The sequence below is a fragment of the Pseudomonas bharatica CSV86 genome, assembly GCF_000319305.2.
Classification (GTDB): Bacteria; Pseudomonadota; Gammaproteobacteria; order Pseudomonadales; family Pseudomonadaceae; genus Aquipseudomonas; species Aquipseudomonas bharatica.
The window spans coordinates 2,785,215-2,804,904 of sequence record NZ_AMWJ02000001.1 but is presented as its reverse complement, the minus strand read 5'-3'; the positions used below and the strand labels follow the sequence as shown (position 1 = coordinate 2,804,904).

Annotated in this window: 15 protein-coding genes, 1 tRNA gene and 1 pseudogene; 9 read left to right on the top strand and 8 right to left on the bottom strand. The window is 63.2% G+C overall.

The window, feature by feature from the left end; translation table 11 throughout:
* The first annotated feature begins 89 nt into the window (after positions 1–89).
* Positions 90–437, top strand: coding sequence for a hypothetical protein (locus CSV86_RS12485; protein WP_009401476.1), 348 nt, complete (start codon positions 90–92; stop codon positions 435–437).
* Positions 438–556: 119 nt separating this feature from the next.
* A pseudogene (locus CSV86_RS12480) lies at positions 557–1,458 on the top strand (universal stress protein).
* A gap of 38 nt (positions 1,459–1,496) precedes the next feature.
* Here the strand turns inward: CSV86_RS12480 and CSV86_RS12475 are convergent.
* Positions 1,497–3,203, bottom strand: coding sequence for an amidase (locus CSV86_RS12475; protein WP_009401478.1), 1,707 nt, complete (start codon positions 3,201–3,203; stop codon positions 1,497–1,499).
* Positions 3,204–3,458: 255 nt separating this feature from the next.
* Complete coding sequence (locus CSV86_RS12470) at positions 3,459–3,773, bottom strand: ArsR/SmtB family transcription factor (RefSeq protein WP_000349485.1); 315 nt, start codon at positions 3,771–3,773, stop codon at positions 3,459–3,461.
* A gap of 141 nt (positions 3,774–3,914) precedes the next feature.
* Here CSV86_RS12470 and CSV86_RS12465 point away from each other — a divergent pair, with 141 nt between their 5' ends.
* Both CSV86_RS12465 and CSV86_RS12460 read left to right on the top strand, forming a co-directional pair.
* On the top strand, positions 3,915–4,919 hold the full coding sequence (locus CSV86_RS12465) for a permease (protein ID WP_040363373.1): 1,005 nt from the start codon (positions 3,915–3,917) through the stop codon (positions 4,917–4,919).
* Positions 4,920–4,931: 12 nt separating this feature from the next.
* Positions 4,932–6,209 carry an ISL3 family transposase gene (locus tag CSV86_RS12460; protein ID WP_000610830.1) on the top strand — a complete coding sequence of 426 codons (1,278 nt, stop codon included), beginning with the start codon at positions 4,932–4,934 and terminating at the stop codon, positions 6,207–6,209.
* Between the two features lie 290 nt (positions 6,210–6,499).
* Here the strand turns inward: CSV86_RS12460 and CSV86_RS12455 are convergent.
* Positions 6,500–6,574 (bottom strand) — tRNA-Gln (locus tag CSV86_RS12455).
* A gap of 337 nt (positions 6,575–6,911) precedes the next feature.
* On the opposite strand from CSV86_RS12455, the gene CSV86_RS12450 reads away from it, so the two are divergent.
* Together CSV86_RS12450 and CSV86_RS12445 are read left to right on the top strand one after the other, a co-directional pair.
* Complete coding sequence (locus CSV86_RS12450) at positions 6,912–7,538, top strand: LysE family translocator (protein WP_009401479.1); 627 nt, start codon at positions 6,912–6,914, stop codon at positions 7,536–7,538.
* A gap of 101 nt (positions 7,539–7,639) precedes the next feature.
* Entirely contained in the window at positions 7,640–8,509 is an 870-nt protein-coding gene (locus CSV86_RS12445) for a helix-turn-helix domain-containing protein (protein WP_009401480.1), read from the top strand.
* A 130-nt stretch (positions 8,510–8,639) separates the two neighbouring features.
* Here CSV86_RS12445 and CSV86_RS12440 read toward each other — a convergent pair whose 3' ends face one another.
* The 5 genes from CSV86_RS12440 to CSV86_RS12420 form a co-directional block, all read right to left on the bottom strand.
* Positions 8,640–9,935 carry an NAD(P)/FAD-dependent oxidoreductase gene (locus CSV86_RS12440; RefSeq protein WP_009401481.1) on the bottom strand — a complete coding sequence of 432 codons (1,296 nt, stop codon included), beginning with the start codon at positions 9,933–9,935 and terminating at the stop codon, positions 8,640–8,642.
* Between the two features lie 14 nt (positions 9,936–9,949).
* On the bottom strand, positions 9,950–11,035 hold the full coding sequence (locus CSV86_RS12435) for a polyamine ABC transporter substrate-binding protein (protein ID WP_009401482.1): 1,086 nt from the start codon (positions 11,033–11,035) through the stop codon (positions 9,950–9,952).
* A gap of 45 nt (positions 11,036–11,080) precedes the next feature.
* The gene (locus tag CSV86_RS12430) at positions 11,081–12,439 is read right to left on the bottom strand and encodes a glutamine synthetase family protein (RefSeq protein WP_009401483.1); all 1,359 of its coding nucleotides are present in this window, start codon (positions 12,437–12,439) and stop codon (positions 11,081–11,083) included.
* Positions 12,440–13,016: 577 nt separating this feature from the next.
* On the bottom strand, positions 13,017–15,209 hold the full coding sequence (locus CSV86_RS12425; RefSeq protein ID WP_009401484.1) for an OsmC domain/YcaO domain-containing protein: 2,193 nt from the start codon (positions 15,207–15,209) through the stop codon (positions 13,017–13,019).
* A gap of 105 nt (positions 15,210–15,314) precedes the next feature.
* The gene (locus CSV86_RS12420; protein ID WP_009401485.1) at positions 15,315–15,911 is read right to left on the bottom strand and encodes a nucleotidyltransferase family protein; all 597 of its coding nucleotides are present in this window, start codon (positions 15,909–15,911) and stop codon (positions 15,315–15,317) included.
* A 59-nt stretch (positions 15,912–15,970) separates the two neighbouring features.
* Here CSV86_RS12420 and CSV86_RS12415 point away from each other — a divergent pair, with 59 nt between their 5' ends.
* Genes CSV86_RS12415 through CSV86_RS12405 form a run of 3 tightly spaced genes read left to right on the top strand, consistent with a single transcriptional unit; the run spans position 15,971 to position 19,646 of the window.
* Positions 15,971–16,474: a (2Fe-2S)-binding protein gene (locus tag CSV86_RS12415; RefSeq protein ID WP_009401486.1), complete on the top strand. Its 504-nt coding sequence runs from the start codon at positions 15,971–15,973 to the stop codon at positions 16,472–16,474.
* Complete coding sequence (locus CSV86_RS12410; RefSeq protein WP_009401487.1) at positions 16,471–17,463, top strand: FAD binding domain-containing protein; 993 nt, start codon at positions 16,471–16,473, stop codon at positions 17,461–17,463. Before CSV86_RS12415 ends, CSV86_RS12410 begins: the two co-directional genes overlap by 4 nt.
* Positions 17,464–17,474: 11 nt before the next feature.
* Complete coding sequence (locus CSV86_RS12405) at positions 17,475–19,646, top strand: xanthine dehydrogenase family protein molybdopterin-binding subunit (protein WP_009401489.1); 2,172 nt, start codon at positions 17,475–17,477, stop codon at positions 19,644–19,646.
* The last annotated feature ends 44 nt before the right edge of the window (positions 19,647–19,690 follow it).

Here is a 19,690-nt window from a genome sequence, read left to right as displayed (position 1 = left end):
GTCATCTATTGGCACAAAAAAACAAGGGTTTTCGGGGCGGGCGGTGGCAGTGCTAAAGTCGCTCCTTTTTTGCGTCGAAGAGGTGAAACATGCGTAGTGCCCTGGCTTTGCTCGCCGCCACCCTGCTGGCGGGCTGCGCCTCGTCGGCGATGAACACAGCCCGTTCCGGCCAGCCGGACAGGATTATCAATTCGACCAAAGAAGCAGCCAAGGTCGCCGAATGCGTGCAGTTCAGCTGGCAGGACGAGGCGGTATTCGGCGTGGATGCCAGCGGCTACCTGGAGCGTACGGCCCAGGGCATCACCGTCTCGACCCGGGGTGGCGAGTATTTCACCGATATTTCGCCGTCGGGCAGCGGCAGCGTGATCAAGTTCTACGCGCAGAAGGACGATGCCCTGGCCCGGCGCCGTATGGCGGCTCTGGCTACCTGTCTGTAAACCCCGGCTTATACTCAGGCTGCGACACCGGCGGCATGCCGGTGTCGTCGCTTCGGTCGTCCTGGCCGGAGCGCGTTGATCGTTCCGCGGCAAACGGACAACCCGCCAGGAGGTGTCTTATGAGCCCGTATCAACGCCTGTTCATGATCGCCTCGCCAACCCTGCGCCATACCCCGGCCATGGAGCGTGCAGTGGCGATCGCCAGGGCCACCGACGCGGCCCTGCATATCGCGGTGTTTCTCGAAGAGGGTGACCTGCTCGGGCGCATGGCCGCGGGCACGGCGCTGCGCCAGGCGATGGAGCGGGACGCCTGGACCTGGCTGCGCGACGAGGCCGGGCAGTTGCGTCATGACGGCCTGGAGGTCAGTTGCGAAGTGCAGGTGAGCCGGCAGGTGATCCGCGACATGCTCGAGCATGTCGAAGACATGCAGCCCGACCTGGTGATCAAAGATGTGCATCACGAATCGGCCTTGCGCCGGGTTTTCCTCACGCCGCCGGACTGGCAGTTGCTGCGTGACTGCACGGCGCCGCTGCACCTGGTCAGCGATCTGCGTTGCCCATTGCCCAGGGTAGTGATCGCCGCGCTGGATACCCTGCACCCGGACAGCCAGCACACGCGGATCAACCAGCGGGTGATGGCGCAGGCCAGCGCCCTGGCGATCCAGTGCGAGGCCGAACTGCATCTGCTGCATGCCTGGGACGTGGCGCAGACCCGGGTCGCCGATTTCGGAGCGGGTGCGGTGACCATGCCGGGATTCAACCATGAAGTCAGGCGTTCGGCGCAATTGGCCTTCGAGCACCTGGCCCAGGCCCACGGTGTACCGGAAAGCCACCGGCACTTCGTCAGCGGGCCGGCGACGCTGGCGATCGCCGAGTACGCAGGCCAGCATCGGGCCGACGTGATCGTCATGGGCAGCAGCCAGCGCCGGGGGCGGCGGGGCTGCTGGGCAGTACCACCGAGCATGTGCTGCAGCATCTGCCGTGCAATGTGCTGGCAGTGCGCGGGGAGCCGGAGGATTGAAGGGGCTCCCGCAAGAAATGACCTTGCGGGAGCGGGCCTTAGCCGCGCAGTGGCGGGGTACGCGGCGGGATCATCCGGCGGTTGCCGGTCGCCTCGAACGCGGCACCCAGCTTCAGCAGGTTGGCATCGTCATAGGCCTTGCCGGCGAAGGTCAGGCCCACCGGCATGCCGATATCGGCCATCACGCCCATCGGTACGGTAACGGTCGGCACGCCCAGGTGACGGATCGCCAGGTTGCCGTTGGCGACCCAGACCCCGTTGCTCCAGGCGATGTCCGCCGACTCCGGGTTGACGTCGGCGTCCGCCGGGCCGACATCGGCCACGGTGGGGAACAGCACGGCGTCCAGGCCGTTCGCGTCCATCCAGTCTTCCAGGTCCAGCTTGCGGGTCGCCTCCAGGCCGCGCAGGCCGTCCGGCACGGTCGGGATCTCGTTCCACGGGGTGATGCCGCGTTCGGCCATCTTCACGTATTCGTCCATGCCGGCGGCAAGGTCGCCTTCGCGGTTGGGCAGGGTGCCCGGGTCGTGCGGGAAGATCTTCGGCCCGTCGACATCCACCAGGCGATTCAACTTCGGATCGCCGTTGGCCCGCAGGAAGTCGTCGAAGGCCCAGGCGGTCAGGTCCCAGAGTTCATGATGGAGAAACTCCTTGGAAACGATGCCGCGATTGAACACGGTCGGCGCGCCCGGACGGTCGCCCTCGCAGTTGGAGACCAGCGGGAAGTCCGTTTCGATCACCTCGGCACCAGCCGCTTCGAGGGCCTGGCGTGCCTGCTTCCACAACTCGATCACCGAGGCGCGGGTGTGGATGCGCTGGCCGGTCGGGCCGCCGATCCCGGGTGCCTCGGAAGTGCCCGCGGCTTCATCGGCATTGATGTACATGCGCGGCACGCCGAGGCGCTTGCCGGCCAGGGCGCTGCTGCCCACCGCCAGATCGGCATAGGACGCCGGGCGTACCGAGGCCACGCTCGGGATCGGCACCCAGGGCTGCAGGCGCCACAGGTCGCCGCGGGTGTCGGGGTCTTCGGCAACGACGACATCCAGCACTTCCAGCAGGTCGGCCATGCTCCGCGCATAAGGCACCACCACGTCCATGGTCGGCGTCAGCGGCCAGTTGCCGCGTACCGAAATCACCCCACGGGACGGGGTATAGGCACACAGGCCGTTGTTCGATGCCGGGCCACGACCGCTCGACCAGGTTTCCTCGGCCAGGCCGAAGGCGGAGAAGCTGGCGGCAGTGGCGGTACCGGCGCCGTTGGACGAGCCGGAAGCGAACGGGGCGGTCAGGTACGCGGCGTTGTACGGGCTTTCCGCACGGCCGTAGACACCGCGCTGCATTCCGCCGTTGGCCATGGGCGGCATATTGGTCTTGCCCAGGCAGATCGCCCCGGCGGCACGCAGGCGCTCGATGGTGAAGGCGTCACGGTAGGCCACCAGTTCAGCGAAGGCCGGGCTGCCGGAAGCGGCGGTCAAACCCTTGACCAGGTAGCTGTCCTTGGCGGTATAGGGAATACCGTCCAGCGGGCCGAGGGTTTCGCCACGGGCACGACGGGCATCGGAGGCTTCGGCTTCTTTCAGGGCCTCGGGATTGCGCACGACTACCGCGTTGAGCGCGGTGGCAGTGTCTGCGCCGTCGTAGGCATCGATCCGGGCAAGGTAGGCCTTGACCAGCTCGACCGCAGTGGTCTGGCCGGACTCGAGTGCGGCACGCAGTTGGGCAATGGAAACTTCGGTGACCTCGATCATGCAGCTTGCTCCGGTGGCTGACAGGTAACAGGGAAGAGGATTCCCTCACGCAGGGACATCACGCTTTTCAAATTGTTTTGGGTATCCGGAATTTCTGGTTGATAAAATGCCAAAGATGTAAAGAAGAAAATCTTTCTCAGCGGATTATCTGATTGATCCTCTTCAGCCTACTCTACTGCCAATTTTCTGTTTCCACCTTCGCCTGAGTCTTCATAGCGATGCTGACTAGGGAGGACAGCGAGAGCTGGGCAAGCGTCAAAGCGGTTCTGGTTCATGCGCAATCCGGACACCTGCACAACATTCCTCTTGTAAGAAACCGATCAAATTCTCTAGGTGCCCATACTCGGGTATACAGACAATCGTGCGGCTATGTTTCTCCTGCCGGATCAGCCCTACCTTGGCCATGCGCGCAAGGTGATGTGATAGCGTCGAAGCAGGAATACCCAGCCCCTTCTGGATATCTCCGACCGAAGCCCCATCATGGCCAGCTTTGACCAGAAAGCGGAACACGGACAGTCGGTGACTATTCCCTAGCTCAGCTAAGCTGGCTGCAACCTTTTCGTGATCCATAGCACGCCCCAATAATTCGATGTTTCTAGAATTATAGTTGACAGGTCGGATAAACGCAAGTAGGCTGCGTACATCATTTCGACAATACTAGAAATATAGGAGTAATATTGAATGTCATCTCAACTCCAAGACGCTCTAGGCATGTTCGCCTTTCTCGCTATCGAGCTATCGGTTTTATTCATTGGCATTAGCTTGCTGGTCGGAGTTCTTCAACGTCACATCCCACCATCCAAGGTGGAAGCGTTACTGACTTCCAGTGGGAAGCGAGGCTATTTTCTTGCTGCTGGTTTAGGAGCTATAACGCCCTTCTGTAGTTGCTCGACTATCCCCATGTTGAAAGGGTTGATTCGGGCACGGGCCGGTTTTGGGCCGATGATGGTGTTTCTTTTCTCATCTCCGTTGCTGAATCCTATCGTCGTCGGCCTGCTGGTTGCCACGTTTGGATGGACACTTACTGCTATCTATGTGCTCGCCGCTTTGGTGGTCGCGGTAGGTGCCGGATGGCTGCTTCACACGCTTGGCTTCGAGCGTTATGTGCGCCGGACGGCGACACAAGAGAGCAGTGGATGTAGTTCATCAGCAAGCCCGTGCAGTGCTACATCGACCGCATCGAGTTGCGGCACCAACAGCTGCGACACCACTCCGAAGACGGCTTCTTGCGGGGCTGATAGGAAGACAACAGTCTCTACGTCTAGCGAATGCTGTGACAGTCAACCCACTGTCACGGTTAAGAAAGAAGGGAAGTACAGTGGTGTGTGGCGGGAAGCTTGGTCGGACTTTATCGATGTGTTGCCTTACCTGCTCATCGGTATTGCGATTGGCAGCGTGATCTATGGTTTCATGCCCACTGACTTATTGGAGCAGTATGCAGGCCCAGATAATCCCTTTGCCATTCCAGTTGCCGCTGTCATCGGCGTGCCGTTGTATATTCGCGCTGAAGCCGTCATACCTCTGGCAGCGGCTCTGATGGCCAAAGGCGTGGGTGCCGGGACGGTGCTAGCGTTGATCATCGGCAGTGCCGGAGCCAGCCTGACTGAGCTCATTCTGTTGCGCTCTTTGTTCACGCTGAAGCTTTTAGCGGCGTTTTTAGCAGTCATTTTTGCTATGGCGATGATTGCCGGTTACGCCACCTACCTGTTTTTCTGATCAAGGCGGGAGATGATTAATTCGTTAAGCCTTCCTGGGTACCAGTTGGTGGATTCTGATGAGCAGAATGAAGACATACATTTTCGGCTTGAAGCACCTACACCAGTAGCCTGCGAGGGGTGCGGCGTGCAGGGTGAGTTCGTGCGGTTCGGCAAGCGTGACGTTCCCTATCGTGATCTGCCCATCCACGGCAAGCGGGTCACTCTCTGGGTGGTCCGCCGCCGATACACCTGCCGGGCCTGCAAGACAACATTCAGGCCCCAGCTACCGGAGATGGTGGACGGATTCCGTATGACACTGCGGCTGCATGAGTACGTGGAGAAGGAATCCTTCAACCACCCCTACACCTTTGTGGCGGCACAGACCGGCCTGGACGAGAAGACGGTGCGCGACATCTTCAACGCCCGCGCCGAGTTCCTGGGGCGCTGGCACCGCTTCGAGACGCCCCGCATCCTGGGCATTGACGAGCTATACCTGAACAAGCGCTACCGCTGCATTCTGACCAACATTGAGGAGCGAACCCTGCTCGACCTGCTGGCCACCCGCCGCCAGGACGTGGTGACCAACTACCTGATGAAGCTGAAAGACCGGCAGAAGGTCGAGATCGTCAGCATGGACATGTGGAACCCCTACCGGGCAGCGGTCAAGGCTGTGCTGCCCCAGGCCCGTATCGTGGTCGATAAGTTCCATGTGGTGCGCATGGCCAACGATGCCCTAGAGAGAGTGCGCAAGGGCCTCAGAAAGGAGCTGAAACCGTCCCAGAGCCGGACTCTCAAGGGAGACCGGAAAATCCTGCTGAAACGCGCTCACGAAGTCTCAGACCGGGAGCGCCTCATCATGGAGACCTGGACAGGCGCGTTCCCGCAACTGCTGGCCGCCTACGAGCACAAGGAGCGCTTCTACGGCATCTGGGACGCCACCACACGGCTCCAGGCAGAAGCCGCCCTGGACGAGTGGATAGCCACCATCCCGAAGGGCCAAAAGGAAGTCTGGAGCGATCTGGTCAGGGCAGTGGGAAACTGGCGCGAAGAGACCATGACCTACTTCGAGACGGACATGCCCGTCACCAACGCTTACACGGAGTCCATCAACCGACTGGCCAAGGACAAGAACCGTGAAGGGCGCGGTTACTCCTTCGAGGTGATGCGGGCACGAATGCTCTACACCACGAAGCACAAGAAGAAGGCACCGACTGCGAAGGTCTCTCCTTTCTACAAGAAAACCATCGGTTACGGACTGCCGGACTTCGCAGAGGAACTCAACTACGGAGTCGATCTATCAACCATCTGATAATGGTATCAGGTTGGTGGGGTAAAGGTGCCCCATCAACCATTAAATCCGTATACCCATTGTTTTCTCGTTGGATACCCCGTTGTGCGGCTTTACACAACGGCTGGGCCTAAAGCGGGTGATATTTTTAACACTTGGCGATCAACAAGGGAATGGGGCGCGATGCAAACCCAATGATTTAGCAGATAGGCCGCACTGTACGTTGTGAGTGTGTCGAAAAATACGAACAGTCGATCGCCGTATGCCTGGGCATCGGAATCAAGAGAGGAGGGAGGAACTAGAAGAGAAAATGGCAGGGGCGGCTGGATTCGAACCAACGCATGGCAGGATCAAAACCTGCTGCCTTACCGCTTGGCGACGCCCCTGTTGCGACGGACAAAAGCTTGTCCTAATGCAGATCCCGCTGCTGGTCAACTGAGTGTCCGTCGCGGGATGGGCGGCAATTTAACAAGATTTGTTACGCCTGGGAAGTTTTTTTTCAGGGAAAAGCTTTTTTAAACAGCTACTTAGTTTTGTGAGGTGCTCGCCAACCCTTGGCTGCTGTGTTGAATCCGGTACCGCAATCGCTGGCAAGCCAGCTCCCACAGGTCAGGCGGTGCGCTCTCTGTGGGAGCTGGCTTGCCAGCGATTGCGGTACCGGATTCAGCTATAGGTTAAAGTCCCACACCATCAGGGACCTTTCCACACATCACGGAGGATGCAATGTTCCCCATCGACATCTGGCTCGCCTACACCGCCGCCTGCCTGCTGCTGGTGATTTCACCTGGCCCCGACAACCTCCTGGCCATCGGCCGCGGCCTGAGCCAGGGTCGCCTGGCCGCGATCGTTTCCGGCGTTGCGTCCGGTACCGGCATCCTGTTCCACACCACCACCGCAGCCCTGGGCCTGACGCTGCTGATGCAGACGTCCGCCGTGGCCTTTTGGGTAGTGAAGATCATCGGCGCCGGCTACCTGTTGTGGCTGGGGATCAAGGTGCTGCGCTCGCGAAACCTGATCAACTTCGCCCCGGCGGCCAGGCAACCGCTGCGCACCATTTTCCTCACCGGCTTTCTCTCCGCGGCACTCAACCCCAAGCCCGGGCTGTTCGTGCTGGCCTTCATTCCGCAGTTCGTCAATCCGCAACTGGGTTCGGTGACGGTACAGATGCTGGTCTACGGACTGTGGTTCGCCTTGCTCACTGCCGTCGGCTTTGCCCTGATGGGCGTATTCGCCTCGACATTGACCAGTGCCATCCGTAATCGCCCCAAGGTGGTCAACGGCCTGAATATCGGCGCCGGGGTGACCTTTGTCGCCTCCGGAGTCTCGGTGGTGGCGTTGAGTCAGAAATAAGCGGCCGATCATCACGACGGCTTTGACCGGGTTTACCAACGTTCATTATTCTTGACGGCGCTTGGCCGATCAGCATTCGAATAAAAACCCAAGGTGCGTGCATGACAATCAAGGTCCTGGAGGCTCATGAGGTAAACGAGCACCGCGTTGCCCTGCCGGGCTGGCAGGAGCAGTACACGCAGATGTCGTCCGGGCGCTTCCAGGGACGCCTGGTGCATGCCCAGAGCGCTGGCCTGGAGCTGTACGAGGAACGCATGAACCTGCGGGTCGAGCAGGAATTCCACGCACCGGCCGACGCCTTGGTGTTCAGCTTCGACATGAGCGACAACGCCCTTTATCTGCTGGACGGCCAGACCCGCAATGCCTGGGTGACCCCGGAGAACTACCGCGAAGTGGCCGTGGTGCTGAAGCAGCCGGCGAGCTGGCAGCATTCGGCGGCGGAGTTTCGCCGGCTGGTCCTGCAACCGTTGCGTCCGACCCGTTGCAAGGCCTTCGCCAGCGCGCTCAGCGAGGTGCTCGCCGAAGCGGTACGCGGCCAGGTGGATGTGGCGGCGCCGGGGTTTGCCCGGGAGATCGCCGATGGCTGCTTCCAATTGCTCGACCAGGCCGTGGAGGTGGACGCTCGCGGACGTGCCGAGTGCCATATGCGCCGCGTGGTCGAGCGGGTCAAGGAAGTGGTCAACGACTGCCCGCAGGACAGCGTTGGCGTGCAGGATCTGGCGGATGCAGCCGGGGTGTCGGTGCGCCAGTTGCAGCAATCCTTCCTGCGCTATGCCGACATGCCGCCGACGGTATGGCTGCGCAACCGGCGCCTGAATGCGGTAAGACGGGACTTGCTGGCGGCAGACCCGGGGCAGGTCACCGTGGCCGAGGTGGCCATGCGCTGGTCGTTCTGGCATCTGGGGCGGTTTTCCCAGGCTTACCATGGGTTGTTCGGGGAATATCCGAAGGAGACGCTGAAACGCGGGTGAGGGCTTGGGGCCTTGTGCTGGTTTTCAGGGCCTCGTCGCTGGCAAGCCAGCTCCCACAGTGACCGCGGACACCGCTAAACCTGTGGGAGCTGGCTTGCCAGCGATGAGGCCATCACATACACCACATCAATCAGCCAACAATCTCCTTCACCCGATACCACAACATCCCCAGCGCCAGCAGCGGCGAGCGCAGCAGCTTGCCGCCGGGGAAGGTCAGGTGCGGCACTGCGCCGAATACATCCAGCCCCTTGCTCTGTCCGACCGATATGGCCTCCGCCAGCACTTTCGCCGACCAGTGCGTGACATTCAGCCCATGCCCCGAATAGCCCTGGGCGAAGAACACGTTCGGATGCTCTGCCAAGCGCCCGACCTGTGGGAAGCGGTTGGCGGTGATGCCGATCATCCCGCCCCATTGGTAGTCGATGCGCACGTGGGCCAGTTGCGGGAACACCTTGAGCATCTTCGGCCGCATGTAGGCGCCGATGTCCCTGGGGTCGGTCCCGGAGTAGTGGCAGGCTCCGCCGAACAGCAAGCGCCGGTCGGCGGTGAGCCGGTAGTAATCCAGCCCGACCTTTTGGTCGCACAGCGCCAGGTTCAGCGGAATCAGGCTGGAGGCGACGTCTTCCGGCAGCGGCTCGGTGACGATCACATAGCTTCCCGCCGGCAACACCTTGCCACTGAGCTTCGGCTCCAGCTCATCGAGGTGGGCATTGCAGCCCAATACCAGGCTGTCGGCGCGCACCCGGCCGCGGGCGCAATGCACCACGACCTGGCTGCCATGCTCGATGCGCAGCACCGGGCTCTGCTCGAAGACCTGCACCCCGAGCCGGCTGGCTGCCCGGGCCTCGCCGGTCACCAGGTCCAGCGGGTGCAGATGCCCTGAGCCCATATCGATCAACCCGCCGGCATAGCAATCGCTGGCGACCACCTGGTGCATGCGCCCGGGCTCCACCAGTTCGATCGGGTGCGGATACCCCGAACCCGCCAGTGACGCGTATTCCTCGCGCATCGCCGCGAACTGCCTCGGGGTATTGGCCAGCTCGCAAAAGCCCCAGCGCAGGTCGCAGTCGATGGCGAACTCGTCGATGCGTTCGGCGACCAGGGTCACCGAGTCCACTCCGGCGCGCTCCAGATAGCGCACGCCATCTTCGCCGACATAGTTGCCGAAGCCACTGACATCGTGGCCAATGCCACGAATCAGTTGCCCGCCATTGCGCCCGCTGGCGCCCCAGCCGATGCGCCGGGCCTCCAGCAGCACCACCGAGTGCCCGCGCAAGGCCAGCTCCAGGGCGGTGTTGACCCCGGTCAGGCCGCCACCGATCACGCACACATCGGCCTGGATCTCGCCGTCGAGCGCGGGGTAGGGCTGGCTGTCGCGGGCGGTGGCGGCGTAGTACGACGCCGCATGCTCAGCACGTTGCATCATCAAGGGATCTCGACTCATTGGTTGAACTTGACCTTGCTCCAGCTGCGGGTCATCAGGCGCATGATCTTCGGCGACGGGGCCTTGGAGATGTAGAGCTTGTCCAGCACCGCCTGGGGCGGATAGACCTCGGGGTTGTTCAGGGTCTCGGGATCGATGAACGGCCTGGAATCGGCGTTGGCGTTAGGGTAACCCACATAGTCGCTGATCCCCGCGATCACCTTCGGCTCCATCACGTAGTTCATGAACGCCAGGGCCTGGTCGGGGTTCTTCGCGTCGGCGGGAATCGCGATCAGGTCGAACCACAGGTTGCTGCCTTCCTTGGGAATGCTGTAGGCGATTTTCACCCCGTTGCCTGCCTCGCGGGCGCGGTTGGCCGCTTGCAGCACGTCGCCGGAGAAGCCGAAGGCCACGCATATATCGCCGTTGGCCAGGTCCGAGATGTACTTGGACGAGTGGAAGTAGGTCACGTAGGGGCGCAGTTCCAGCAGGCGCTTCTCGGCCTTGGCGTAGTCCGCCGCGTTGCTGCTGTTGGGGTCCAGGCCCAGGTAGTTGAGGATCGACGGGATCAGTTCGTCGGCCGAGTCCATGAAGGCCACGCCGCATTGTTGCAGCTTCTTCAGGTTTTCCGGCTCGTACAGGGTGGCCCAGGAGTCGATATGGTCGACGCCCAGCACCTGCTTGACCTTGTCGACGTTGTAGCCGATGCCGTTGGTACCCCACAGGTAGGGCACCGAGTGGCGGTTGCCGGGGTCGTTCTGTTCGAGCAGCTTGAGCAGCGCCGGGTCCAGGTGTTTCCAGTTCGGCAGCTTGCTGCGGTCCAGTTCGAGGAACACCCCGGCGTCCACCTGGCGGGTCAGGAAGTGGTTGGACGGCACGACGATGTCGTAGCCGGTCTTGCCCGCCAGCAGCTTGCCTTCCAGTGTTTCGTTGGAGTCGAAGACGTCGTACACCGGCTTGATCCCGGTGGCGCCCTCGAAGCCGGCGAGGGTGTCGGGGGCGATGTAGTCGGTCCAGTTGTAGATGCTGACACTGGGCTGCGCGCTGGCCAGCAGCGGCGCGGCGAGCAGGGCGAGAGGGGCAAGACGTTGCAACAGCTTCATGGCGACTCCTGATCCGTTTTATTGTGGGCGGCGTGGCGATTGCGGTCAGACGCTGAGCAGCAGGAACTCCCGTTCCCAGGAACTGATCACGCGCTTGAAGTTTTCGTGCTCGGTGCGTTTCACCGCGACATAGCCCTGGACGAACTTGCGCCCCAGGTACTGCTCCAGCACCTCGCAGTTCTCCATGGCCGCGAGGGCGTCCTCGATGGTGATCGGCAGGCGCAGGCTGCGGCGCTCGTAGGCGCGGCCCTGGACCGGCGCGCTCGGCTCGATCTTCTCGACCATGCCCAGGTAGCCGCACAGCAGGCTGGCGGCGATGGCCAGGTAGGGGTTGGCATCGGCGCCCGGCAGGCGGTTTTCCACGCGCATCGCTTCGGGCGAGGACGGCGGCACGCGTAGGCCGGCTGTACGGTTCTCCTCGCCCCACTCGACGTTGACCGGCGCCGAGGTGTCCGGCAGGAAGCGGCGGAACGAGTTGACGTTCGGCGCGAACATCGGGAGCACCTTGGGGATGTACTTCTGCAGGCCGCCGATGTAATTGAGGAACAGCTCGCTCATGCTGCCGTCCTCGTTGACGAAGATGTTCCGGCCCGACTCGGCGTCCACCACGCTCTGGTGGATATGCATGGCGCTGCCCGGCTCGTCGGTGATCGGCTTGGCCATGAAGGTCGCCGCCACGTTGTGCTTGAGCGCGGCCTCGCGCATGGTGCGCTTGAACACGGTGATCTGGTCGGCCAGGGACAGGGCGTCGCCGTGGCGGAAGTTGATCTCCATCTGCGCCGGGCCGTCCTCGTGGATCAGCGTATCCAGGTCCAGGCCCTGGGCCTCGCACCAGTCGTAGACATCCTCGAACAGCGGGTCGAACTCGTTGGCGGCATCGATGGAAAAGCTCTGCCGGCCGCTTTCCGGACGCCCCGAGCGGCCGATCGGCGCCTCCAGCGGGAAGTCCGGGTCGCTGCTGCGCTTGGTCAGGTAGAACTCCATTTCCGGCGCGACGATCGGCGTCCAGCCTTTCTGCGCGTACAGGCGCAGCACGCGCTTGAGCACGTTGCGCGGCGACAGCTCGACGGGATTGCCGCGCTTGTCGTAGGTGTCATGAATCACCATCGCGGTGGGCTCGATGGCCCAGGGCACCAGGAAGATCGCCTCCGGGTCGGGGCGGCAGAACATATCGATGTCCGCCTCGTCCAGCAGGTCGTAGTAGATCTCATCCTCGACGAAATCGCCGGTGACGGTCTGCAGCAGGACGCTCTCCGGCAGGCGCATGCCGCCTTCGGCGAGAAACTTGTTGGTAGGGGAAATCTTGCCGCGGGCGATGCCGGTGAGGTCACTGACAATGCACTCGACTTCGGTGATCTGGTGTTGCTTCAGCCAGGTGCTCAGCTGATGCGCGGGGGTGTTCATGCAAACCTCTGACGGGTTGGTTGGACGGCACGCGACCGGCGTGGGCCGGTGGGCGCATGGCTAGTCTTGGTCAGAGAGGGGAGAGGGTTCTATCCGTTTTCCGCAGGAATGGCGTGTGTTGCTCTTTCGGGCCCTATCGCTGGCAAGCCAGCTCCCACAGGTTCCGAGCCAGCCGCAGATTTTGTGTTCGACACTGACCTTGTGGGAGCTGGCGTTGCCAGCGATTGGTCCGCCCAGACACCATCATTGCCTGTGCCAGCGATAGGGCCCGAAAGAACAGCAACTTTGTTCAAGGCCGGAACGGCTCCGCTCAATACACTCGAGCCCTTCATCGCCAAGGACTACCCATGATTACCTGCCAGGTCCGCTACATCATTGACCCCTGTCAACTACCGGCCTTCGAGTTCTAAGGCACAACGCGTACCCTGTGGGAGCGGGTTCACCCGCGATTGCGGTGCTGAAGTCAGCATAGCAATCGCGGGTGAACCCGCTCCCACAAGAACCTTGCAAATCAAATAGTTATGTTTTGTTCCATGACAGCGTGGCGGCGCTCCGACTTGCCGGCGATGAGGCAATATCAGCCCTTGGCTGCCCGCGCTGCGTGCAGTTTCTTGTAGCTCTCGATCAGGCGCAGGTGCCGGTCCAGGCCTTCCAGTTTCATGCTGGTCGGGGTCAGGCCATGGAAGCGCAGGCTGCCTTCGACCGACGCCAGCACCGCATCCATCCGCGGATTGCCGAACATGCGGCGGAAGTTGACCTCGTAGTCGGCCAGGTCCAGGTCGCTGTCCAGTTCCACTTCCAGCACCACGTTCAGCGCCTGGTAGAACAGCCCGCGCTCGACGGTGTTGTCGTTGTACTGGAGGAACATCTCGACCAGTTCCTTGGCATCGTCGAACTTCTTCAACGCCACCTGGATCAGGATCTTCAATTCCAGCACGGTCAACTGGCCCCACACCGTGTTGTCGTCGAACTCGACGCCGATCAGCGTCTTGATCTCGGTGTATTCGTCCAGCTCGGACTCCACCAGGCGCTCCAGCAGGCTTTCCAGGGCGTCATCGTCAAGGCTGTGCAGGTTGAGGATGTCTTCGCGGAAAAACAGCGCCTTGTTGGTGTTGTCCCAGATCAGGTCGTCCACCGGGTAGATTTCCGAATAGCCCGGCACCAGGATGCGGCAGGCCGGGGCGCCGAGGTGGTCGTAGGTGGCCATGTAGACCTCCTTGCCCATGCCTTCGAGGATGCCGAACAGGGTCGCGGCTTCCTCGGCATTGGAGTCTTCGCCGTGGCCGGAGAAGTCCCATTCGACGAACTCGAAATCAGACCTGGCACTGAAGAACCGCCAGGAGACCACGCCGCTGGAATCGATGAAGTGCTCGACGAAGTTGTTTGGCTCCATCAGTGCATGGCTTTCGAAGGTCGGTTGCGGCAGGTCGTTGAGGCCTTCGAAGCTGCGGCCCTGGAGCAGTTCGGTGAGGCTGCGTTCCAGCGCCACCTCGAAGCTCGGGTGGGCACCGAAGGAAGCGAACACGCCGCCGGTGCGCGGGTTCATCAGGGTCACGCACATCACCGGGAATTCACCGCCCAGCGAGGCGTCCTTGACCAGCACCGGGAAGCCTTGCTCTTCAAGGCCCTGGATACCGGCGAGGATGCCCGGGTACTTGGCCAGCACCTCCTGCGGCACGTCCGGCAAGGCCAGCTCGCCTTCGAGGATCTCGCGCTTGACCGCCCGCTCGAAGATCTCCGACAGGCACTGCACCTGGGCTTCGGCCAGGGTGTTGCCGGCGGACATGCCGTTGCTCAGGTACAGGTTCTCGATCAGGTTCGACGGGAAATACACCACCTCGCCGTCGGACTGGCGCACATAGGGCAGCGCGCAGATGCCACGCTCGATATTGCCCGAGTTGGTGTCGTACAGGTGCGAGCCGAGCAGTTCGCCGTCCGGGTTGTAGATGGCCAGGCAATACTCGTCGAGCAGGCCCTTGGGCAGGGCGTCGTTGCGCCCCGGCTTGAACCAGCGCTCGTTCGGGTAATGCACGAACTCGGCGTTGGCGATGTCCTCGCCCCAGAACTGGTCGTTATAGAAGAAGTTGCAGTTCAGCCGCTCGATGAATTCGCCCAGGGCCGAGGCCAGCGCGCTTTCCTTGCTCGAGCCCTTGCCGTTGGTGAAGCACATCGGCGACTGCGCGTCGCGGATATGCAAGGACCACACGTTCGGCACGATATTGCGCCAGGAGGCGATCTCGATCTTCATGCCCAGCCCAGCGAGGATCTGCGACATGTTGGCGATGGTCTGCTCCAGCGGCAGGTCCTTGCCCGGGATGAGCGTGCGGGTCTGGCCGTCGAGGCCCGGCATCAACAGGGCCTGGGCGTCGGCGTCGAGGTTCTCCACCTCTTCGATGATGAATTCCGGGCCGGTCTGCACCACCTTCTTCACGGTGCAGCGGTCGATGGAGCGCAGGATGCCCTGGCGATCCTTCTCGGAGATATCGGCGGGCAGCTCGACCTGGATCTTGAAGATCTGGTTGTAGCGGTTTTCCGGGTCGACGATGTTGTTCTGCGACAGGCGGATATTGTCGGTGGGGATGTCGCGGGTCTGGCAGTACAGCTTGACGAAATAGGCCGCACACAACGCCGAGGAGGCCAGGAAATAGTCGAACGGACCCGGTGCCGAACCGTCGCCCTTGTAGCGGATCGGCTGGTCGGCGATCACCGTGAAGTCGTCGAACTTGGCTTCGAGTCGGAGGTTGTCGAGAAAATTGACCTTGATTTCCATGCGGGTTCCGTAGCGGGCGAATCGATTTTGGCGGCCATTATCCGGGTTTTCTCCGGGAAGTCTTGTGCTTATTGGCGGGGGCTGTCGGGTGGTGTCTTATGCCACTTATCCGCGGCAGTCAGGGGGCAGATCCACATCCGCGACCACCCCCTGATCGCCGACCTCCACGATCCGGCAGGCCTCCTGGTGTTTCTCGATGACCCGCCTCCCGCCCTGATCCCCGTCCAGTTCCGCCAGTTCCTCCCAGAATGCTTTGCCGAACACCACCGGATGCCCACGCTGTTCCTCGAACCGCGGTACCAGAATCCGGTCTTCCTTTGCCAGGCCGGCAAGTTGCACCAGCGTTTGCACCTTGACCCAGGGCATGTCCCCCAGCATCACCGCCACCGCCTCGATGCCTGATCCGGCTTGCGCGATAGCCCGTGCCCCGGCCGCCAGGCTGTGTCCCATGCCCTGGTCGGCCTGTTCGGCCCGCACTACTTTCACCCGCGTGGCATCCACCCCCAGCGCCGCCACATCGTCCTCCGGCCTGAGCACCACCCAGACCTCCTCGAACGCCTCCAGCACCCGCGCCAGGGTCGTCTCCAGCAGGCGCGCGCCACCAGGCAACGGCGCAATCCGCTTGTCGCTGCCAAACCTGCGCCCGCGCCCGGCCGCCAGTACCAGCGCCGCGCACCTTCCGGTCAATCCCTTTGAACCCATCTCTTCGCTCCCCGGTCGGACCTGAAAAGCACCAGCATACCTACCGTGAGGCCTTTGTCATGAGCGATGTCCCTTCCGCGCCGAACACCCATGCGATCGGCCTGTACATCAACGGCGAGCAGCATCACTTGCAAGTGCCGCCCTGGTTGACCCTGCTTGACCTGCTGCGCGATGAACTCGACCTGGTCGGCACCAAGAAGGGCTGCGACCACGGCCAGTGCGGCGCCTGCACCGTATTGCGCAACGGCCGTCGGGTGAACGCCTGCCTGACCCTGGCGATCATGTGCGACGGCGACGAGCTGACCACCATCGAAGGCCTGGCCCACGGCGATCGCCTGCACCCATTGCAACAGGCGTTCATCGCCCACGACGCCTTCCAGTGTGGCTATTGCACCCCCGGGCAGATCTGTTCCGCCGTGGGCATGGCTCGCGAGGGCAGGGCGCGGTCGCGGGCGCAGATCCAGGAGGCCATGAGCGGCAACCTGTGCCGCTGCGGGGCCTATAGCAATATCGTCGCGGCGGTGGAGGAAGCCCTGCCGCAGATGGGAGGGCCGCGTCCATGATGCCTTTCGCCTACAGCAAGCCGGACAGCATCGAACAGGCCGTGCAACAGGCGGGGCCCGATGCGCGCTTTATCGCCGGTGGCACCAATCTGCTGGACCTGATGAAAGAGAACGTCGAGCGCCCGGCGCGGGTGATCGATATCACCGGGCTGCCGCTGCGCGAGGTGCGTACCACCGCCAACGGCGGCTTGCAGATCGGCGCGCTGGTGAGCAATGCCGAGCTGGCCTGGCACTTGGACGTGGAGGCCCGCTACCCGTTGCTGAGCCAGGCGATCCTGGCCGGCGCGTCGCCGCAGTTGCGCAATATGGCCAGCACCGGCGGCAATCTGTTGCAGCGCACCCGCTGTCATTACTTCTACGACGCGGCGGTGCCGTGCAACAAACGAGCGCCCGGCAGTGGTTGCCCGGCCCGGGACGGGCTGAACCGCCAGCACGCAATCCTCGGTGCCAGCGAGCACTGCGTGGCGGTGCATCCGTCCGATATGTGCGTGGCACTCGCCGCGCTGGAGGCGAGGGTGCTGGTGCACGGAAGGCAGGGCGAGCGGGAGATTCCCTTCGCCGACTTCCACCGCCTGCCAGGCGCCACGCCGGAGCGCGACAACTGCCTGGCCGAGGACGAACTGATCGTCGCCATCGCACTGCCGCCGCCCCCGTTCGTCGCGTGCAGCCATTACCTCAAGCTGCGCGACCGGGCGTCCTATGCCTTCGCTCTGGTCTCGGTCGCGGCGGGGCTGGTGGTGGCCGACGACAACAGCATCGCCGGATTGCGCGTGGCCCTGGGCGGCGTGGCGCACAAGCCATGGCGCGATGTCGGGCTGGAACGGTCGATGCTCGGGCGCCCGGCTACCCGCGAGAGCTATGCGGCTTTCGCCGACGCCCTGTTGCGCGATGCCAGGCCCCTGGCGCACAACGCCTTCAAGATCACCCTGGCGAAAAACGCCATCATTCGTGCGCTGACCCAGGCGCAGGCTGCGGAGGAGCATCCATGAGAGGAGCATCCATGAACAGTCCCCTGAGCGGCCAGCCGCTGGACCGGGTCGACGGCCCGGCAAAAGTCACGGGTCGCGCCCGTTATGCCGGCGAATATCCCGAGCCGGGCTTGCTCTACGGTAGCGTGGTGAGCGGCAACGTTGCCCGGGGCCGCATCCGTCGGATCGACTGCGATGCCGCATTGGCGGTGCCGGGCGTGGTCGAAGTGCTGCATCACCTGAACCGGCCGAAGATGGCGGGGGATGACGAGTCCTACGAGGATGCCGACGCCGCCGAGGGCAAGCCCTTTCGTCCGCTGTTCAACGACCGCGTCCTGTACAGCGGCCAGCCGCTGGCGCTGGTGGTGGCCGAGAGCCTGGAGGTGGCGCGCTACGCCGGGTCGTTGGTGCGTATCGAGATCGATGCCGAGGCGCACCGCACCGACCTGTTCGCCGAGCTGGACAACGCCCACGACGCCCCGGCCGAACTGCCCGGGCCCCGTGGTGATTTCGCCGGGGCGTTCGAGGCCGCGCCGTTCAAGGTCGACGCCACCTACAGCACCCCGGTGGAGCACCACAACCCCATGGAGCCCCACGCCTCGACGGTGATCTACAACGCCGATGGCAGCCTGCAGGTGCACGACAAGACCCAGGGCACGCAGAACAGCCAGGATTACCTGGTCAAGGTCTTCGACCTGCCCAAGGAGCGGGTGCGGGTGTGCGCCGCCTATGTCGGCGGCGCCTTCGGGTCCGGGCTGCGACCGCAATATCAACTGACCCTAGCGGCCATGGCGGCGCTTCGCTTGCAGCGCTCGGTGCGGGTGACCCTGACCCGCCAGCAGATGTTCACCTTCGGCTATCGTCCGCGCACGGTGCAGCGCCTGCGCCTGGGCGCCGATGCCCAGGGTCGCCTGCTGGCGATCTCCCACGAGGCCACCGGGCAGACCTCGCGCTTCGAGGATTTCACCGAGCACCTGGTGGAATGGTCGGGGATGCTCTATCGCTGCGACAACGTCGCCCTGGGCTATCGCCTGGTACCGCTGGACGTGTACACGCCGCTGGATATGCGGGCGCCGGGGGCGGCCTCCGGGGTGATTGCCCTGGAGTGCGCGATGGACGAACTGGCGCAAGCGTTGTCCCTGGATCCGCTGGAGCTGCGCCGGGTCAACTTCGCCGACAGCAATGGCAACGAAGGCAAGCCGTATTCCAGCAAGGCGCTGCTCGACTGCTACGCCCGGGGCGCCTTGCGCTTCGGCTGGCACAGCCGCGACCCCAGGCCGCGGAGCATGCAGGACCAGGGCGAGCTGGTCGGCTGGGGCATGGCCGGTGGAGTCTGGGAAGCCATGCAGATGAAGGCCAGCGCCCGCGCGCGGCTGGACGCCGATGGGCACCTGTGGGTCAGCAGCGCGACCACTGATATCGGTACGGGAACCTACACCGTGATGACCCAGATCGCCGCCGACGCCTTCGGTATGGCGCTGGCAGACGTAACCTTCCAGCTCGGCGACAGCAGCCTGCCGACGGCGCCCTTGCAGGGCGGCTCGTTTACCGTGTCGTCGGTGGGCCCGGCCGTGCGCCAGGCCTGCCAGGCCTTGCGTGGCAAGCTGGTGGCCTGGGCCAAGGGGCGTTACCCGGAACTTGCCGGGATCGATGCCGGGGCATTCGTGGTTCGTGACGGGCAACTCCAAGTGGCCGGCAAGGCTTATGCGCTGGAAGCCATGGACGTACGCGTCGATGCCGAACCCTCGGCCAGGCGCCAGGGCTTTGCCAGCGCCACGCACTCGGCGGTGTTCGTCGAGGTGCGCATCGACGAGGCGCTGGGGACCTTGCGCGTCAGCCGGGTGGTGAGCGCCGTGGCGGCGGGCCGGGTAATCAACCCCAAGACCGCACGCAGCCAGATACTTGGTGGCGTGGTCTGGGGGCTGGGCATGGCCCTGCAGGAAGAGACGCAGATCGACCATGGCCTGGGTCGCTACATGAACCACAACCTGGCCGAGTACCACATCCCGGTGAATGCCGACATCGGCGAAATCGAAGTGATCTTCGTCGATGAGCCCGACGATATCGTCAACGAGCTGGGCTCCAAGGGCGTTGGCGAGATTGGTGTGGTCGGGGTGGCGGCGGCGGTGGCCAATGCGGTGTGTCATGCCACCGGGCGGCGGGTCAGGGACTTTCCGTTGACGGTGGAGAAGTTGCTGGGGTGAGATGACTCCACGAGTCTCGCGCCCCGCTTGAGCATGGGGGGCGA

Bases quoted from the DNA above. Each gene is read 5' to 3' on its own strand.
- CSV86_RS12440 (WP_009401481.1), bottom strand. From the start codon at position 9,935: ATGATGCAACGTGCTGAGCATGCGGCGTCGTACTACGCCGCCACCGCC.
- CSV86_RS12445 (WP_009401480.1), top strand. From the start codon at position 7,640: ATGACAATCAAGGTCCTGGAGGCTCATGAGGTAAACGAGCACCGCGTT.
- CSV86_RS12430 (WP_009401483.1), bottom strand. From the start codon at position 12,439: ATGAACACCCCCGCGCATCAGCTGAGCACCTGGCTGAAGCAACACCAG.
- CSV86_RS12425 (WP_009401484.1), bottom strand. From the start codon at position 15,209: ATGGAAATCAAGGTCAATTTTCTCGACAACCTCCGACTCGAAGCCAAG.
- CSV86_RS12460 (WP_000610830.1), top strand. From the start codon at position 4,932: ATGATTAATTCGTTAAGCCTTCCTGGGTACCAGTTGGTGGATTCTGAT.
- CSV86_RS12475 (WP_009401478.1), bottom strand. From the start codon at position 3,203: ATGATCGAGGTCACCGAAGTTTCCATTGCCCAACTGCGTGCCGCACTC.
- CSV86_RS12465 (WP_040363373.1), top strand. From the start codon at position 3,915: ATGTTCGCCTTTCTCGCTATCGAGCTATCGGTTTTATTCATTGGCATT.
- CSV86_RS12435 (WP_009401482.1), bottom strand. From the start codon at position 11,035: ATGAAGCTGTTGCAACGTCTTGCCCCTCTCGCCCTGCTCGCCGCGCCG.
- CSV86_RS12410 (WP_009401487.1), top strand. From the start codon at position 16,471: ATGATGCCTTTCGCCTACAGCAAGCCGGACAGCATCGAACAGGCCGTG.
- CSV86_RS12420 (WP_009401485.1), bottom strand. From the start codon at position 15,911: ATGGGTTCAAAGGGATTGACCGGAAGGTGCGCGGCGCTGGTACTGGCG.
- CSV86_RS12405 (WP_009401489.1), top strand. From the start codon at position 17,475: ATGAACAGTCCCCTGAGCGGCCAGCCGCTGGACCGGGTCGACGGCCCG.
- CSV86_RS12415 (WP_009401486.1), top strand. From the start codon at position 15,971: ATGAGCGATGTCCCTTCCGCGCCGAACACCCATGCGATCGGCCTGTAC.
- CSV86_RS12450 (WP_009401479.1), top strand. From the start codon at position 6,912: ATGTTCCCCATCGACATCTGGCTCGCCTACACCGCCGCCTGCCTGCTG.
- CSV86_RS12470 (WP_000349485.1), bottom strand. From the start codon at position 3,773: ATGGATCACGAAAAGGTTGCAGCCAGCTTAGCTGAGCTAGGGAATAGT.
- CSV86_RS12485 (WP_009401476.1), top strand. From the start codon at position 90: ATGCGTAGTGCCCTGGCTTTGCTCGCCGCCACCCTGCTGGCGGGCTGC.